A 17,035-nucleotide genomic window follows, 5' to 3' on the forward strand; every position below is an offset into this window, starting at 1 on the left:
AAATCAGCATGAAAGAGTGGCATAAAAGTGTAGTCTATCAAATTTATCCGAAGAGCTTTAATAGTTACTACGATAAAGAAACCGGTGATATAAAAGGAGTTACAGAAAGATTAGATTATTTAAAAGAACTCGGAGTGGATTATATATGGTTAACACCGATATACCAATCGCCACAAAATGATAATGGTTACGACGTAAGTGATTATTATCGTATAGATCCGTCTTACGGAACGATGGAAGAGTTTGAAGAGCTTGTAGAAGAAGCGAAAGCACGTAATATTGAGATTATGCTCGATATTGTTGTGAATCATAGTTCAACAGAGCACAAGTGGTTTAAAGAAGCACAGAAAGATAAAAATAGTCCGTATCGCGAGTATTATATTTGGCGTGATGAAAAAAATAATTGGCAGTCTAAATTTGGTGGATCTGCTTGGAAATATGATGAGAAGACAGGGCAATATTATTTACATTTATTTGATGAAACACAAGCCGATTTAAATTGGGAGAATGAGAGACTTCGTCAAGAGGTGTATGATATGATGCGCTTTTGGCTTGATAAAGGTGTAAAAGGATTCCGTCTTGATGTTATTAATTTAATTTCAAAAGATCAAAGGTTTTTAAGTGATGAAGGAAGTACGGCTATAAGTGATGGACGTAAATATTATACAGATGGCCCACGCGTCCATGAATATTTACAAGAGATGAACCGAAATGTGTTTGAAGGAAAAGAGGTTATTACGGTTGGAGAAATGTCTTCTACGACAATTGATAATTGTATTAAATATTCAAATCCTGAGCGAAACGAATTAAGTATGACATTTAGCTTCCACCATTTAAAAGTAGATTATCCGAATGGGGATAAGTGGACGAAGGCTGATTTTGATTTTATAAAATTAAAAGAGATTATGTCCGATTGGCAAATTGAAATGCAAAAGGGCGGGGGCTGGAATGCTTTATTCTGGTGTAACCATGACCAGCCACGTATTGTGTCACGCTTTGGAGATGATGGGAAGTATCGAAATGAATCAGCTAAAATGCTAGCAACGTCTATGCATATGCTGCAAGGAACACCTTATATTTATCAAGGTGAAGAAATTGGTATGACGAATCCTAACTTCCATACTATTGAGCAATATCGTGATGTGGAATCGTTAAATATATATGATATAAAACAAGAGGAAGGCTTATCAAAAGAAGAGATTATGGGGATTTTAAAACAAAAATCTCGTGATAATTCACGTACTCCAATGCAGTGGAATGACGAAGTGAACGCTGGTTTTACAACTAGTACACCGTGGATTTCCGTGGCTGAAAACTTTAAGGAAATAAACGTAGAGAAGGCACTAGAGGATAAAGATTCTGTATTTTATTATTATAAAAAGCTAATCGAACTTCGAAAAACATATAATGTAATTACAGAAGGAAAATATGATGTTTTAGATAAAAATCATCCGAATATATGGGCATACACGCGTACGACAAATAATGAAGTATTACTTGTTATAAATAATTTCTACGAGGAAGAAATCACTTACTCCCTACCAGAAAATGTTCAATTAGATGAGATGAAGCAAGAAATATTATTATCAAATTATAAAGATTCAAGTAAGGATATTACAAATCTTAACTTAAGACCATATGAATCCATTATATATCGATATACGAAATAAAAAGGTTGTATGCCCGTGTGGCATACAACCTTTTACTTTAAGACACCACTATATAAAATGTTTACTTCTACTTCTGGTTTGAATTTTACTTTCGCATAATCTTTATTCCAATTTTTCGTCTTCCATAATTCTGGATGATAAGCGATAAGGTTTCTACCGATACCGAAAGCATCGTAATTTGCTTTTTGGAGTTTTTTTATTATTTGTTTTGCTTCTTTTGTAAGCTGTTTAGATAATTTTTTATTTAGCTTTTTTCTCTCTTCCATTTTATAAAGATTATCTCTTGGAGCTTCAAGAGCGATTACTCTTAGTTGTAACTTAATGTGAGCATAAACATTTCCTTTTTTGTCTGTTGTCACTTTTAAGTCTCGTTTTAGTTTGCGATTACTCACTTCAATTGTGAGATAATCGGATGTGCTAGGTGAATCTTCATTTGTCAGCTTTTGCGTTATACGTGCACTTTTCCCCATTTTCTCTGTCAGTAATACGAAAAGTACAGATTGTCGCAAGGGTAAAAGTCCAGTTAATTTATCATTGTTAAATAGAGCTATGCCATTGGTTACAACTTCTTTTCACTTCTGTAACGAGATCATCGTTAGCCAAATCTTGCAGATAAGTAATTGCTACTTTCGTGTGCATTTCTTCACCGAGTGTAAAATATTTAACAACTAAATTCGGACTTTTAATGAGTTTACGAATAGAGGCTAAATTAGTTGCTAAATCCTCTACAAAACCAGTATGTGGCCCGCGGACAATTCCTTCATTATCAGGCTCTGTTATATCTCTTTTTAAAGATAGAGCTGTTTCGAAAACACAAAAACTTTGGATGTTTTCATGAAAATATAAAGACTTACCTTGTAATAAAAGCTGTATGCCGTACAGTAAATTCGTTTCTTTTTTCATATTCAATGTAGAAAAAGCTTTATCCAAAGACAGCTCAGACCGGGTTAATAGAGGCTCAAGAGCTAATTGGTGAATTAAGTTTGGGTCTGCTAAAGACTCGATATATAAGATCGTTCCTTTTCCGTTTTGAAAAGGAACATCTAATTTTTTTATATCATCAGAATGGCAGAGCTTGTTTTCGATGTAATTAACATTTTCCGAAAGTGATGGAAACATATGCTTCGTATTATTCGTCTGTTGATTACTGTTTTGCTCTGTCATCATGTCCACCCCTTTTAGAATGAAATTATCACTGTTAATTTTTTTTTTTTTTTTATGAAAAAATTATGCTTGGATTATTCACTTTCATAGAAGTACTTCTCACATTCATGTCGAATTAATTAGAGGGTACATATAGGAGGGAATAAGTATGGAAATAGCTGTGGAACGAGTTTTTACAAAGGAAATTTTAGAAGAAGCTGCAAAGGTATTTCATGTAATAGTGGAAGAAAAACCACTTGGTGATTTTGAAAATTATATTTTTCATGCGAAAGATGAAAATGGTGAAAGTTACGTATTACGGTTAACGCATTCTTCTCATCGTTCTAAAAAAGAGGTAGAGGCTGAACTAAATTTTTTACGGTATGTTGTAGAGCATGGGGCAAAAGCTGCGGGTCCGTATTACTCAATCTCTCAAAATCTTGTAGAAGAAATCGGGGCAGAGGATGGGACTTTCTTCTACGCTTCCTTATTTGCATATGCGAAAGGTGAGCAAGTAAAAGGAGATGAATCGCCTTATTGGGGAGAGACTTTCTTTGAAGCATGGGGAAAAGAAATCGGACAGTTGCATCGTATTACAATGAATTTTCCTAAAACAAATTATCGTGATACGTGGGAAGAAGATGAGAGTGCAATTGTTAACGAATTAGAAGATAAGAAAGTGAAAGAGATTGCTACTGTATTAATGGATGAAATAAAGGCTCTTCCAATTGAAAAGGAAACGTTTGGTCTGATGCATGGTGATATTCATCCAGGTAATTTTCATTATGATGGTAAAGAATTAACAATCTTTGACTTTGATGATGCGACTTATAATTACTTTATACACGATTTAGCAATGGTTCTTTATTACTCTGTTCTTTTCAAACCGTGGACGAAAGAGGAGAAAACGAGATTTGCTCGTAAACAGCTACAAGTGCTACGAAAAGGCTATGAATTTGAGCATAAGTTAGCAGAGAGCTGGTACGAATCATTACCTTTATTTTTGCGACTTCGTGATATTGGTTTATATGGTACTCTTCAAAAGAAATTTAAGGGGAAAGATATGCCAGAGAATTTTCATAAACTATCAAAAGAACTATACGATAGAATTATAAAACAAGAGGCAATTGTGAATATATAATACAGAGGAAAGCAAACAAAGTATATAAAATAAATATATGCTTTGTTTTTTTATGCAAAAATATGTTTGTTTTATTAAAATAATATTGTCATAGATTCTGTATACATTTATAATTTTTATATATTCTGAATATTCTTTATAAAAGGAGGGGGAATGTTGGAAGCTTTCGTAAGTTGGCTAAATAATATTGTTTGGAGTCCCGCACTTGTTTATTTATGTTTAGGTGCAGGCTTGTATTTTTCCATTCGAACGAGGTTTTTACAGGTGAGGCATGTCGGAGAAATGGTGAAGCTTACATTTCAAGGTGAAAAGTCAGATGCTGGTGTTTCTTCATTCCAAGCGTTAGCACTTTCATTATCAGGGCGCGTTGGAACAGGAAATATTGCTGGTGTTGCAACAGCAATTGCATTTGGTGGGCCAGGAGCTGTATTTTGGATGTGGGCTGTAGCCTTTTTAGGTGCAGGTTCTGCTTATGTAGAATCGACACTTGCACAAATATACAAAACGAAGCACCAAGGTCAATTCCGTGGTGGCCCCGCTTATTACATTGAAAAAGGACTAGGAGTGAAATGGTACGCCTTAGTGTTTGTTGCTGCAACAATTCTTGCAACAGGGATGTTACTGCCAGGTGTTCAAGCAAATAGTATCGCAGTAAGCTTGGAAACAGCTTTTGGCGTTAATACATCTGTATCAGGAGCAGTGATGGTTGTTGTATTAGCTCTTATTATTTTTGGAGGAGTTAAGAGAATCGTTAATGTGGCCCAAGTTGTAGTACCTTTTATGGCAGTTGGTTATATTTTAGTAGCTTGTGTAATTGTCGCTATGAATATTGAAAAGTTACCAGAAGCATTTATGTTAATTTTAAAAAGTGCATTTGCATTAGAAGCTGCTTTTGGTGGAATTATTGGTTTAGCAATTTCTTGGGGAGTAAAACGTGGAATTTATTCAAATGAAGCAGGGCAAGGAACTGGACCGCATGCAGCGGCAGCGGCTGAAGTATCACACCCAGCGAAGCAAGGTTTAGTGCAAGCATTTTCCGTTTACATTGATACATTATTTGTTTGTTCAGCAACAGCATTTATGATGATTATTACAGGCATGTATAACGTATTTGATGCAAGCGGAAAAAACTTTATCGTAAATAAGTTAAATGGTGCACAACCAGGACCTGGGTATACACAGGCAGCAGTAGAATCTGTCTTCCCTGGGTTTGGAAACGGTTTCGTCGCGATTTCTCTATTATTCTTCGCATTTACAACAATTATGGCGTATTACTACATCGCTGAAACAAATATTGCCTACTTAAATCGTGATAAAGAGCGTCCATGGATGTCTATTGTACTTAAATTTGTTTTCTTAGGAGTTGTATTCTATGGCTGTGTAAAAACAGCGGAGACAGCTTGGGCTTTAGGGGATATCGGTGTAGGAATTATGGCATGGGTTAATATTATCGCGATTTTACTACTGCAAAAACCAGCATTGATCGCCTTAAAGGATTATGAAAAACAGAAAAAAGAAGGAAAAGACCCTGTGTTCAATCCGCAGAAATTAGGCATTAAAAATGCTGATTTCTGGGAGCATGAGTACGGAAAAGATAAGAAAGAAGAAGTGTCGTAAAAGAATAGGAATGAAGAAGCAAAGGGAAATCCCTTTGCTTTTTTTATGTGCAAAGCGAAGAAGAAAGTTATTTTTTAGGACATTTTTGAATATAAAAAGAATGTACATGCTTTGTTAGGGGAAGGGGGGGAGTATGTTGATTGAATTTCGTAATGTAAATAAATATTATGGTAATTTTCAAGTTTTAAAAAATATTAACGCTCAAGTTCAAAAGGGAGAAGTAGTTGTTATTGTTGGTCCTTCAGGATCAGGAAAAAGTACACTATTAAGATGTATAAACCAGTTAGAAACAATTACGGATGGAGAGTTAATTGTACAAAATATGGAAGTGCATAATGCGAAAGCAGATATGAATGAGTTGCGCCGAAATATTGGGATGGTTTTTCAACATTTTTATTTATATCCGCATAAAACGGTGCTTCAAAATATTACACTAGCACCAATTAAAGTGAGTAAAGTTTCGAAAGAAGAGGCTGAGAAAACAGCGATGTTTTATTTAGAAAAAGTAGGGATTCCTGAGAAAGCTGGCGTATATCCGCATCAATTATCTGGCGGACAACAGCAAAGGGTAGCGATTGCAAGAGGGCTCGCGATGCAACCAGAAATTATGCTATTTGATGAACCGACATCTGCTCTTGATCCAGAGATGATTGGTGAAGTGCTTGATGTAATGAAAACATTAGCAAAAGAAGGAATGACGATGGTCGTCGTCACGCATGAGATGGGATTTGCACGTGAAGTGGCCGATCGGATTTTATTTATGGACGACGGCCAAATTATTGAGGATACGAAGCCGACAGATTTTTTTGCGAATCCTGAGCAAGAAAGAGCACGGTTATTTTTAAGTCGGGTGTTAAACCATTAAAGGAGGAATTTCATGCTTAAAATGAAAAAACTGTTTACCCTTATCGTGTTTGCATGTTTATTCGTACTTGTTGTGGCTGGATGTGGAAGTAAAAAAGAAGAGGCGAAAGAGACAAATACGAAACAGGGCGGAGTAGTTGAGCAAATTAAGAAGCGCGGGAAATTAGTGGTTGGCGTGAAGAATGATACGAATTTATTTGGATTGAAAAATCCTTCAACAGGGAAGGTAGAAGGATTTGATGTTGATGTAGCAAAGGCACTTGCGAAAAAGATTCTTGGAGATGAGAACAAATTAGAGTTGAAAGAAGTAACTTCTAAAACACGTATTCCTATGCTGAAAAACGGTGATATTGATGCGATTATCGCAACAATGACCATTACGGAAGAACGTAAAAAAGAAGTGGATTTTTCAGATATCTATTTTAAAGCAGGGCAATCATTACTTGTGAAAAAAGGAAGTAAGATTAAAAGTATTGATGATGTGAAAAAAGATGTAAAAGTATTAGCGGTAAAAGGTTCTACATCTACAAATAATATTCGCCAAAAATCACCAGAAGCAACTGTGTTAGAATTTGAAAATTATAGCGAAGCATTTACGGCATTAAAAGCAGGGAAAGGTGATGTATTAACGACAGATAATGCGATTTTATATGGAATGGCAAAGCAAGATGCGAATTATGAAGTTGTTGGGAAAATCTTTACCGATGAACCATACGGGATTGCGGTTCAAAAAGGTGCGGATGATTTAACAAAAGAGGTTAATAATTTACTAAAAGACATGAAAGCTAGTGGTGAATACGACAAGTTATATGAAAAATGGATCGGCCAAAAACCAGAGAAGTAAATAGTAAGAGTGAGAGGATGAGGGATACTCATCCTCTTCTTGTAAAGAAAGAGGGGGGAGTATTTGCCGGATTTTTCTATTTTAACAAACAACATTGATATGTATTTAGAAGGGTTTAAATATACGGTAATGTCTAGTGTAATTGCGTTAATTGGTAGTTTTATTTTAGGAGTCATTATGGCGGTGATGCGGATTGCACCTATTCGTATTTTGAACTGGATTGGATCTGCTTACGTAGAGTTTGTTCGAAACATACCGATCGTCTTAATTGCGTTTATATTTTATTTTGCCTTGCCAGTAATAGGGATCACTTTAAATGGTTTTGTAGCAGGGACAGTTACCCTTACGATATATACGGCCGCTTTTATTGCAGAAGCAATTCGAGCTGGAATTCTGTCGGTTGCGAAAGGGCAGATGGAGGCAGCGAGGTCCTCTGGATTAACATACGTACAAGCGATGTATTATATCGTTTTACCTCAAGCCGTTAAAATTGTAATTCCACCACTCGGAAATCAGTTTCTCAATTTGGTGAAAAACTCTTCTATACTTGGGGTTATTGCAGGAACAGATTTAATGTATCAAGGAGATTTAATTTCAACGAAAACATTTGTTACTTTTGATGTGTATATATTCGTAGGGATGTTTTATTTGATTTTAACAATTCCGCTTAGTATGCTAGTGCGTTATTTAGAAAAACGCTTGGCAAAGGAGGCGGTGTAAGTGGATTTTCAAGGTGCGTTTACAGGAGATCATATATTATTTTTATTAAAAGGATTACTTATAACGTTAGAAGTAGCAGTTGTAGCGATTTTACTTAGTTTTGTTATAGGTAGTGTAGTTGGAACTTTGCGCTATACAAAAATACCTGTCGTTTCACAAATACTAGGTTTGATTGTGGAAATCATTCGGAATTTACCATTACTTTTAATTATTTTCTTTACGTATTTTGCACTTCCAGAGGCAGGTTTAAAATTAGAAATTATAACGGCAGCAATTGTTGCCTTAACAATATTTGAAGCAGCAATGATTTCAGAGATTGTCCGTAGCGGTCTATTGTCAATTGAGAAAGGTCAAATTGAAGCAGGACGTTCTTCAGGCCTAACGTATGTGCAAACGCTTTGGCATATTATTTTACCACAAGCATTGAGAAGAATGGTACCACCACTTGTTAGTCAATTTATTTCGTTACTCAAGGATACATCGCTAGCAGTTGTTATTTCGTTGCCAGAGCTTATGCATAATGCTCAAATTATTAGCGGACAGAACGTAAATTATATGATTCCGACATTCATATTAGTAGCTTGTATGTATTTCATCGTGAATTACAGTTTATCGCTTATATCTAGAAGATTAGAAAGTCGTTAACTCTTACAACGATATGTAAGAGTTATTCCCTTATAAACCCTTATTTTCCTAAAAATAGAATCTCAATCTCGTAATAATTAAATTTTTATAATGTTTTATCAGAAAAGTTTTAATTTTATATAGAAATTGTAATCGCTTTCGTGTATATTTTTATTATCAGAAAATTTTAAAAAGGGATAGAGGGTATTTATAGGGGAGGATTACGATGCAGCAAACAACAAATGATAAATTACATCGCACGATGAAGAGTAGACATTTATTTATGATTGCACTTGGAGGTGTAATCGGAACGGGTTTTTTTCTTGGATCAGGATATACCATTAATCAGGCAGGACCAGGGGGAGCAATTCTTTCTTATTTAGTTGGCGGATTTATTATGTATTTAACAATGCTTTGCCTTGGAGAGTTAACGGTAGCCATGCCGGTTTCTGGTTCTTTCCAAAAATATGCGACGAAGTTTATAGGCCCGGGAACGGGATTTATGATAGGTTGGTTATACTGGCTTGGATGGGCAGTAACAGTAGGTTTAGAATTAACATCAATTGGCTTAATGATGAAAAGATGGTTTCCATCTGTAGATGTTTGGGTATGGTGTCTCGTATTTGGAGCGCTTTTATACATGTCAAATGCAATCTCAGCGAAAAGTTATGCTGAGTTAGAATTTTGGTTCTCTAGTATTAAAGTAGTTACAATTATTGCATTCGTTGTGCTTGGTGGTAGTGCATTATTAGGGTTTTTACCGTATGACGGAAAAGAAGCGGCACCTCTTTTCTCTAACTTTGTAAGTGATGGTGGATTATTCCCGAATGGACTAGCTGCGGTACTACTTACGATGATTACGGTTAACTTCTCATTCCAAGGAACAGAGTTAATCGGAATTGCAGCAGGTGAGAGTCAAGAACCTGAAAAAACAATCCCACGTGCAATTCGTAATACAGTATGGCGTATTATGCTATTCTTTATTTTAACAATGACGATTTTAGTAGGCTTAATTTCATGGAAAGACGCAGGGGTAATTGAAAGCCCATTCGTAGTCGTATTCGATAAAATTGGTATTCCTTATGCAGCGGACATTATGAACTTCGTTATTATTACCGCTTTATTATCTGTAGCGAACTCAGGATTATATGCAGCAACGCGTATACTATGGTCACTTGCAAATGAAGGAATGGCACCAACTTCTTTCAAGAAAGTAAATAAACGTGGTATTCCAATTACAGCGTTAGTCGTAACAATTGCAGTAGCAGCATTATCTTTATTAACAAGTTTCCTTGCAGAAGATACAGTATATATTTACTTATTATCTGTAGCTGGTCTATCAGCTGTTGCAAGTTGGATCATTATTGCTTTATCACAACTTCGCTTTAGAAGTCAGTATATAAAAGGCGGAGGGAAATTAGAAGACTTAAAGTATAGAACACCATTGTATCCAATTGTTCCAATACTAGCATTAATTACAAACAGTATTGTTGTTATTAGTTTAGCGTTTATTCCTGAACAAAGAATGGCGTTATACTGTGGTATTCCATTTATCATTTTCTGCTATATATATTATTATATGAGTAAGAAACGGAAGAAACCGATGAAAGTGGAGATGGAAAAAACAAATGAAACTAACAATCAAACACGATGATATAGAAGCAGATTTATCGTATGGTCAATTAGCGATTGGAAAAGAAAACGGGTATTCACCGTTACAATTACTCATTTCTTCTATCGCAGGATGTAGTGCAATTGTCTTCCGAACAATTTTAGAAAAGAAACGTATTACATACGATACGTTTACAATTGAGACTGAAATTGGTAGAAGTGAAGCTGTATCAAAACCAGTTGAAAGTGTTCATTTGCACTATAAAATCAAAGCACAAAACATTACAGAAGAGCAGTTGGACAAGGCGCTGCAACTTGCAGTGAAAAATTGTACGATTGTTCAATCTGTAAAAGATAGTATAAAGGTTACGGAAACAATTGAACTAATAAAATGAAACATAAAAACGTGAGAATACGGCTCTCACGTTTTTATGTTTTTAATAAAGGGGGAAATATGATGGAATGTTTAGGGTGTAAATTAGCCAACGAAGAAGAAATTATATATAAAATATATGAAGATGACTATGTAACATGTTTTTTAGATCATGAACCTTTCTATCCAGGACATACTTTAATTGTGCCAAAGCAACATGTTGTAGAAGTAGACGAATTAGATGATTGTGTAGCAAAATCCATTATGGATGCTTCTAAGCTGATTGCAAAATCGATTAAGGCATTATATGAACCTGACGGAATTACAATTTGCCAAAATGGTGGAATCTTTAACGAGTTAACACATTACCATATGCATGTCGTACCAAGATATAAAGAGCGCTCGTTTGCCGAGTTTTATACGGTACAGCTAGGAGAAAAGAAGAATTATAACTTGGAAGAGACAAAGAATTTGTTAAAAGAAGCGATAGAGCAAATAATACATATCGAAAAGGCGTAAGAGGGATGCTCTTAAGGAGACGGTCAGGGATTTCTAATATTAAAAAGCCCAATTTCTCAGTTAAAATAGAGAAATTGGGCTTTTTTTACTTATTTATTCGATTTTAATATGACGAATATGAAGCTACTAACGACTTTCCACATTCATGTCTTCAGTGTCACAAAGTATATCGCCCATTCGTTATATAGAGTGAGAGGAGGAATTATATGAAATTTACAAACAAAGATTATGAAAAGATGGAAGAGCTATACGAGTTGTATGAACAAAAAATTTATTATGTAGCTTATTCTATTTTAAATAATATTCAGCAGGCTGAAGATGCAGTTCAAGAGACGTTTATTACTCTTTATAAGAATTTGGAAAAGCTCCATAATTTGAACACTCAAGAACTTAAACGCTACATTTTGCGAATTGCGAAAAACAAAGCGATTGATAGCTACCGGAAAAATAAACGACATGAAATATTTTTAGAAGAATATCAAAGAGAATCAACAGAAGTAGTAGATGGAAATATTGAAGAGTGGGAACAACGTTTAATGTCTGAGGTTCAAATTGATACATTGCTAAAAGCGTTAAATGAATCTAACAGACAAGTTTTTAAGTATAAAGTCTTCTATAACTTAACTTATCAAGAAATTTCAAATGTAATGGAGATAACTGAGGTAAATGTCCGCAAGCAATTTGAGCGCGCTCGAAAACGAGTACAAAATATTATAGGAGGTATACCAAATGACGAATTCAAAGAACTCCAAAGAAATATATGACCTTGCTGAAAAAATTGCTTTAGATGATTTTGATAAACTGGAAGAACAACATGAATTTTCAGATACATATACGCGCAAAAAGAAATTGTTTATGGAGGAAATTAAGCTGAAAGGTGGAGAACCACAGGCCAAACGTAAAAGAAATCGTATGTTAATCGCTGCTGCCTGCTTATTGATTGGTATGCCGACAACTGTTTTTGGTGCAGTAAAAGTCTATGATATGATTGCTCAAAAACAAAATTATGAAGTAAATGTTTCAGTAACAAATAAGGACTCGCAAAAGATTGACAAGTGGTATAAGTTGAAAGTCGGTAAATTACCAGAAAATATGGAAGCAATTGATGACACTGCTATGAAATATTCATTTAAAGATAACTATGCAAAGGGGGGATTTTCATTCGCTCTTTGGAGAGTAGGGGGGAATTCGGATTTTCAAACTCTATACTCGAAAAGTTACGAAGAAAAAGAGATAAATGGGAGGAAAGCAGTAATTGTTCATAAAGAAACTGGAAACAACAATTTAATGTTCGACAGGGAGGTTTTTCTCTTCTTTGAGAAAGAGGGGATTATGTTACAAAGTTATATTGGAACTGATGTAAATGAGGAACAAATGATGAATGTGTTAGGGAACATTTCACTTGAGCCCACATCAAAAGAAAATGCATCACATATAGCAGATTATGATGAAAATCGTTTTAGCAAAGCAGATAAACCTAAAAAAACTAGCGTTATTCCTTTGAAAAAAGATAGTAAACGACTATTTAGTGTAGGTCAAAAGATTCCAGTAACTATAACCATGGATAACAGCCAAATTGAATATGTTATAGAAAAAGTTGAAGTTTTTGATTCAATCAAAGATTTTAAACAAGAAAACTTTAATGAACTTGGCTTAGAAATACTAAGCAAGAATAAGGCTTTAAATCAGATAGGAGAATTGCTACCATACAGACGGGATGAATATAAACTCGGAAATGGTAAAGATTCAATTGATAAATTAGTAGAATCAAAATTAGTTAATCCTAAATTTGTTTACTTAACCACAACAGTGAAAAATATAGGTAAAAAGTCGACAAAAGAAATCTATATGCATCCATCCATAAAATTGCTTAAATCTGAAGGTAATGCATGGAACTACGCTAAAGAAGATGGAATTGCCGAAACAAGTATTCTAACGGGCGAAGTTGATTATCTAGAACCTCACGGAAACGGAAAAAGCTTTTACAATATTGGTAGTATCTCACCAGGACAAACGATGAAGGTTAACTTAGGTTATTTTGTAGATGAGGATAAACTAGATTCAATCTTCCTTGATGCTTTCCATTACAGAGGGGTTGGTGGCACTGAAAATATGAATGCGGAATATCGTTGGTGGATTGATATTCGTCAATAGTAAAAGCAATAGGAACAAATAGACTAAAAAAGCTGCTTATATTTAGCAACTTTTTTAGTCTCCATACATATTTAAAATTTCTTTCGCACGTATGCGTAAACCATCTATTAATTCTTTCGGTTCTAAAACTTTTGCATCTTTTCCAAGTCTATAAAATAAAGGGGGAATAAAATTGATTTCCCCTTTATCAATTGTTGAATTTATATATCCTGTCCCATCTGCGTTTACTACAACGAACTCTTCCAGGTAAGGAACGCTTTTACATTGGCGCACACCTTCTGTTGTTAGTAAAACATGTAACTGAGTAGGAATGTTTACTACGTTAGAGTTAGAGGAAAACCATTCTTCTAAATTCATGAACGTATCTTTATTTTCTTCCGTTGATAATATAGAAAGAATACGATCAACACGATACAGTAATACTTTTCGCCTACTAAAGTCATAGGATGGTAAATACCATAAACCATCGTGAGCATATACACCAATAGGATGAACGTGTTTCGTTTTCGTTCCAGATTTGGATTCATACTGAAAGCGTAAATTTTTATCTTCAATAGAGGCTTCTAAAACCTCTTTTAAAAGTGGTGTATCAATGGTTCTTTTTGGATTCCAAAAAGCGATATAAGAACGTATTTTATCAACTTTAGCTTTCGCATCATTTTGTAGAGAGCTATACAGTTTATGAGTTACAGAATTGATTTCTGTATTAAAAGGCAAATTACGATAGTAGCTTAAAGATTGAAATGCAAAAAAGATGGAGACCGCTTCTTCTTCGGTAAATAAAATGGGGGGAAGCATGTTACTTGTTAATACTTTATAGCCTCCGTTACGACCTTGTTCAGCGTAAATGGGTAAACCCATATCACTTAAATCTAAAATATAGCGATGGACAGTACGAACGGAAATATTAAATTCATCAGCTATTTCCTGAGCTGTAAATGTTCTTTTTGCAGAAGCAAATATAAGAATATCTAATAAACGCTTTGCTTTTGACAAATATATCACCTGTTTCTTTTTAACATGACATTACTTGTCATGTTTTACGATTAGTATAGTGCTTACATAATGATTTTATCAATATAAGCTATAAGGAGGAAAGAATATGTCACGTAAAATTGTTTTATTTATTGCAGCGAGCTTAGATGGGTTTATTGCGAAAGAAGATGATGATTTACAATGGTTAATCGAAACGGAAGGAGAGGGAGACAACGGTTATACAGAGATGTATGAATCGATTGATACAATAATCATGGGAAAGAGAACGTACGATTATGTGGTAGAGCATACGGAAACATTTCCGTACTCGGATAAAAAATGTTACGTCTTTACTAATTCAGAAAAAGGTTCGAATGAACATGTGGAGTTTGTAAATGAAGATATAGTGGAGTTCGCGAAAAGGTTAAAAGAGCAAGAAGGATCTAAAATATGGATGGTCGGTGGAGGGAGTCTACTGAGAGAATTCTTTAAGAGTAATTTAATTGATGAATATATTGTTACGATTACACCTCATATATTAGGTTCGGGTATTCCGTTATTTAAAGAAAAAAATCCGCAAATTGATTTAACTTTAATGGATACAAAACGTTTTGGACAATTTGTAAACCTATATTATAAAGTGAAATCCTAAATGATAATAAAACACGACTATCGATGTATAGTCGTGTTTTATTATACGGATGGTAATGAAATCGTAAAGCAAGACCCATGATCAACTTCACTTGTTACAGCAATATTCCCGCCATGTAGTTCCACAATTTCTTTCACAATAGCAAGCCCAAGGCCAGTTCCACCTGTAGCTCGTGATCTCGCTTTATCAACGCGATAAAAGCGGTCAAAAATATGAAGTAGGTCTTCTTCCGGAATGCCTTCACCTGCGTCTGTAATTGCAATCTCAACATGTGTTTGTTTCTCTGTAACTGAGATTTGTATATGAGAATACATCTTTGAATGTCGATACGCATTGTTTAAAATATTAACGATAACTTGTTCAAAACGTTGCTCATCTAGGCTTACTGAGAGCGAAGAAGGACATGTGAAAGAAACTTTAATATGTTTTTCTCCATACATAACGTTTACTTTTGTAGTGATACGAGTAAGAAATGCTTGTAAATGAACTTTCTTTACTTGAATAGAAAAGCTATGTTTTTCCATTTGAGCAAGAACAAATAAATCTTGTACTAAGTTCGTAATATAATCAGATTCGTCTTTTATAATGGATACATATCGTAGGCGTTGCTCAGGTGTCGTGTTTTCTTTTAATGCAATGTCAGCATAGCCTCTTACATACGTTAAAGGTGTTCTTAATTCGTGAGCCACACTTGCTAAAAATTCGCTTCTTTCAGTTTTCATATAATGCAAATCATTTGCGAGAGTTTGAATAGACTGTGCTAGTTCACCAATCTCATCGTTACGATTCGTTGTTAATGAAACCGACAAATCACCTTTGCTCATTTTTTCAGTAGCTTGTTTCATGTGTAGCAGCGGTTTTGTTAATAAGCGTGATAATAGAAAAATTGTGATGGCTGTGAATAAGAAAGTAACAATGCCAGCGATAATAAATTGTCTCTTTAGTCCATTAATCATTTCTTCGATGGATTCCGTTCCGAGAAACATATAAACATAACCTTCTGTTTTTCCCTCAACTACAATTGGGCTAACTGTACATATATAATTAGATGTTTTCCAATGGTTTTCTATAATTGCCCCATTATGATCCGTACTTGTTTTCATCCCTTTAATATGTTTTCTTACAGTAGCATCGATTTCATTTGATTTTGCTAATATGTCTTTATTCGTATTTGTAATAACAACGGTCGTCTCCGCTTCTGATTCCATTAAGGCGATATGTGAGATTGTTTGCCCGTCAAAATACTTCTCAAGGACGTCACGATGACTATTTCCACGCTTTAATAGTGCCGTCATTTCTTCATTTACCCTCGTATTCACAAGGCTATAATAGAGTAAGACAAATAGGACACTTTCAATTAAAAGTGTAACAATTAAAAAATAAAATCCGAGTTGAATAGAAATTCGCTTCATCGTGTAACCCCTCAATTTTCAATATCGATCCATCGATAACCTATTCCATACACCGTCTTTAAATGGTGATCGATTGGAAAGCTTGCTTTACGTAACTTATCACGTAAATTACGAATATGTGAATCGACTGTACGATCCTCAGTATTCGTATTGAAACCCCAAATTTGTTCAATAAGCTGCTCACGGTTTAGTACGTAATTTATATGGCGTAAAAATAATCCAAGTAAAGAAAATTCTATTGGCGTAAGGGAGATTTCTTGATTATGGACAGAAACGAAATGTTTTGATTCATCCCATAAGATGCTGTGATATTGTATTTGTTCATGTTGATTTGTGCGCCGTAAGACAGCTTCGATTCGTGCGAGAAGTTCTTCTTCATGAAAAGGCTTCGTAACATAATCATCTGCTCCGATTTTTAACCCTTGAACGACGTCTACCGTTTGATCACGAGCCGTTACCATAATGATGGGAACCGTACTAAATGAGCGAATTCTCTTGCACGTTTCCCATCCGTCCATTTTCGGCATCATAATATCGAGCAAAACAAATTTAAAGTTTTGATTTTCTATGTATGAAATAGCTTCTTCTCCTGATGTGGTACATACGCAGTTATATCCGATTGGAGTAAGATAGAGCGTTAATAATTCTAACATTCTCGGTTCATCATCTACGAGTAATATATCAGTCATAGAGTACCCTCCATATTTGTATTCATT

General features: G+C 34.8%; 15 protein-coding genes and 3 pseudogenes. 13 read left to right on the plus strand and 5 right to left on the minus strand.

The features are described from left to right. Positions 1-8: 8 nt before the first annotated feature. On the plus strand, positions 9-1,670 hold the full coding sequence (gene treC, locus DJ93_RS16090; protein ID WP_042981900.1) for an alpha,alpha-phosphotrehalase: 1,662 nt from the start codon (positions 9-11) through the stop codon (positions 1,668-1,670). A gap of 32 nt (positions 1,671-1,702) precedes the next feature. On the opposite strand, the pseudogene DJ93_RS16095 reads toward treC, so the two are convergent. Together DJ93_RS16095 and DJ93_RS16100 are read right to left on the minus strand one after the other, a co-directional pair. After that, positions 1,703-2,242 (minus strand): annotated as a pseudogene (locus DJ93_RS16095) (Ger(x)C family spore germination C-terminal domain-containing protein); the annotation flags it as partial. Then, positions 2,238-2,834 (minus strand): annotated as a pseudogene (locus DJ93_RS16100) (spore germination protein); the annotation flags it as partial. The pseudogenes DJ93_RS16095 and DJ93_RS16100, both read right to left, overlap by 5 nt. 148 nt (positions 2,835-2,982) lie before the next feature. Between DJ93_RS16100 and DJ93_RS16105 the strand changes: the two are divergent. The 11 genes and pseudogenes from DJ93_RS16105 (at position 2,983) to DJ93_RS16155 (ending at position 13,280) form a co-directional block, all read left to right on the plus strand. Continuing rightward, positions 2,983-3,954 (plus strand): phosphotransferase enzyme family protein, encoded by a 972-nt coding sequence (locus DJ93_RS16105; protein ID WP_042981902.1) that lies wholly within the window; start codon positions 2,983-2,985, stop codon positions 3,952-3,954. A gap of 156 nt (positions 3,955-4,110) precedes the next feature. Continuing rightward, a complete protein-coding gene (locus tag DJ93_RS16110; RefSeq protein WP_042981904.1) occupies positions 4,111-5,571 on the plus strand; it encodes an alanine/glycine:cation symporter family protein in 1,461 nt (486 codons plus the stop codon). Next, a pseudogene (locus DJ93_RS16115) lies at positions 5,516-6,436 on the plus strand (amino acid ABC transporter ATP-binding protein). Before DJ93_RS16110 ends, DJ93_RS16115 begins: the two are co-directional and overlap by 56 nt. A 12-nt stretch (positions 6,437-6,448) precedes the next feature. Beyond that, positions 6,449-7,279: a glutamine ABC transporter substrate-binding protein GlnH gene (gene glnH / locus DJ93_RS16120; protein ID WP_042981906.1), complete on the plus strand. Its 831-nt coding sequence runs from the start codon at positions 6,449-6,451 to the stop codon at positions 7,277-7,279. A gap of 63 nt (positions 7,280-7,342) precedes the next feature. Then, on the plus strand, positions 7,343-7,999 hold the full coding sequence (locus tag DJ93_RS16125) for an amino acid ABC transporter permease (protein ID WP_042981907.1): 657 nt from the start codon (positions 7,343-7,345) through the stop codon (positions 7,997-7,999). Further along, the gene (locus DJ93_RS16130) at positions 8,000-8,644 is read left to right on the plus strand and encodes an amino acid ABC transporter permease (protein ID WP_042981911.1); all 645 of its coding nucleotides are present in this window, start codon (positions 8,000-8,002) and stop codon (positions 8,642-8,644) included. 205 nt (positions 8,645-8,849) lie between these two features. Next, positions 8,850-10,277 (plus strand): amino acid permease, encoded by a 1,428-nt coding sequence (locus tag DJ93_RS16135; protein WP_042981912.1) that lies wholly within the window; start codon positions 8,850-8,852, stop codon positions 10,275-10,277. Next, positions 10,252-10,629 carry an OsmC family protein gene (locus tag DJ93_RS16140; protein WP_000778833.1) on the plus strand — a complete coding sequence of 126 codons (378 nt, stop codon included), beginning with the start codon at positions 10,252-10,254 and terminating at the stop codon, positions 10,627-10,629. The genes DJ93_RS16135 and DJ93_RS16140 overlap by 26 nt, the downstream gene beginning before the upstream one ends. A 62-nt stretch (positions 10,630-10,691) precedes the next feature. After that, on the plus strand, positions 10,692-11,126 hold the full coding sequence (locus DJ93_RS16145; protein WP_042981913.1) for an HIT family protein: 435 nt from the start codon (positions 10,692-10,694) through the stop codon (positions 11,124-11,126). A gap of 206 nt (positions 11,127-11,332) precedes the next feature. After that, positions 11,333-11,890 carry an RNA polymerase sigma factor gene (locus DJ93_RS16150; RefSeq protein ID WP_042981915.1) on the plus strand — a complete coding sequence of 186 codons (558 nt, stop codon included), beginning with the start codon at positions 11,333-11,335 and terminating at the stop codon, positions 11,888-11,890. Then, the gene (locus tag DJ93_RS16155; RefSeq protein ID WP_042981917.1) at positions 11,856-13,280 is read left to right on the plus strand and encodes a DUF4367 domain-containing protein; all 1,425 of its coding nucleotides are present in this window, start codon (positions 11,856-11,858) and stop codon (positions 13,278-13,280) included. Before DJ93_RS16150 ends, DJ93_RS16155 begins: the two co-directional genes overlap by 35 nt. 54 nt (positions 13,281-13,334) lie before the next feature. Here the strand turns inward: DJ93_RS16155 and DJ93_RS16160 are convergent, their stop codons facing one another. Continuing rightward, positions 13,335-14,276 (minus strand): helix-turn-helix transcriptional regulator, encoded by a 942-nt coding sequence (locus DJ93_RS16160; RefSeq protein ID WP_042981919.1) that lies wholly within the window; start codon positions 14,274-14,276, stop codon positions 13,335-13,337. 106 nt (positions 14,277-14,382) lie between these two features. On the opposite strand from DJ93_RS16160, the gene DJ93_RS16165 reads away from it, so the two are divergent. Further along, complete coding sequence (locus DJ93_RS16165; RefSeq protein WP_042981920.1) at positions 14,383-14,907, plus strand: dihydrofolate reductase family protein; 525 nt, start codon at positions 14,383-14,385, stop codon at positions 14,905-14,907. Positions 14,908-14,948: 41 nt separating this feature from the next. On the opposite strand, the gene DJ93_RS16170 is transcribed toward DJ93_RS16165, so the two are convergent. Next, positions 14,949-16,319 carry a sensor histidine kinase gene (locus DJ93_RS16170; protein WP_042981922.1) on the minus strand — a complete coding sequence of 457 codons (1,371 nt, stop codon included), beginning with the start codon at positions 16,317-16,319 and terminating at the stop codon, positions 14,949-14,951. 11 nt (positions 16,320-16,330) lie between these two features. Then, positions 16,331-17,008, minus strand: a complete 678-nt coding sequence (locus DJ93_RS16175) for a response regulator transcription factor (RefSeq protein WP_042981923.1) — start codon at positions 17,006-17,008, stop codon at positions 16,331-16,333. Positions 17,009-17,035 lie beyond the last annotated feature (27 nt).

The organism is Bacillus clarus, assembly GCF_000746925.1.
In the GTDB taxonomy this organism is placed as follows: Bacteria; Bacillota; Bacilli; order Bacillales; family Bacillaceae_G; genus Bacillus_A; species Bacillus_A clarus.

Bases quoted from the DNA above. Each gene is read 5' to 3' on its own strand.
- DJ93_RS16140 (WP_000778833.1), top strand. From the start codon at position 10,252: ATGAAACTAACAATCAAACACGATGATATAGAAGCAGATTTATCGTAT.
- DJ93_RS16150 (WP_042981915.1), top strand. From the start codon at position 11,333: ATGAAATTTACAAACAAAGATTATGAAAAGATGGAAGAGCTATACGAG.
- DJ93_RS16105 (WP_042981902.1), top strand. From the start codon at position 2,983: ATGGAAATAGCTGTGGAACGAGTTTTTACAAAGGAAATTTTAGAAGAA.
- treC (WP_042981900.1), top strand. From the start codon at position 9: ATGAAAGAGTGGCATAAAAGTGTAGTCTATCAAATTTATCCGAAGAGC.
- DJ93_RS16155 (WP_042981917.1), top strand. From the start codon at position 11,856: ATGACGAATTCAAAGAACTCCAAAGAAATATATGACCTTGCTGAAAAA.
- DJ93_RS16170 (WP_042981922.1), bottom strand. From the start codon at position 16,319: ATGAAGCGAATTTCTATTCAACTCGGATTTTATTTTTTAATTGTTACA.
- glnH (WP_042981906.1), top strand. From the start codon at position 6,449: ATGCTTAAAATGAAAAAACTGTTTACCCTTATCGTGTTTGCATGTTTA.
- DJ93_RS16135 (WP_042981912.1), top strand. From the start codon at position 8,850: ATGCAGCAAACAACAAATGATAAATTACATCGCACGATGAAGAGTAGA.
- DJ93_RS16165 (WP_042981920.1), top strand. From the start codon at position 14,383: ATGTCACGTAAAATTGTTTTATTTATTGCAGCGAGCTTAGATGGGTTT.
- DJ93_RS16175 (WP_042981923.1), bottom strand. From the start codon at position 17,008: ATGACTGATATATTACTCGTAGATGATGAACCGAGAATGTTAGAATTA.
- DJ93_RS16145 (WP_042981913.1), top strand. From the start codon at position 10,692: ATGGAATGTTTAGGGTGTAAATTAGCCAACGAAGAAGAAATTATATAT.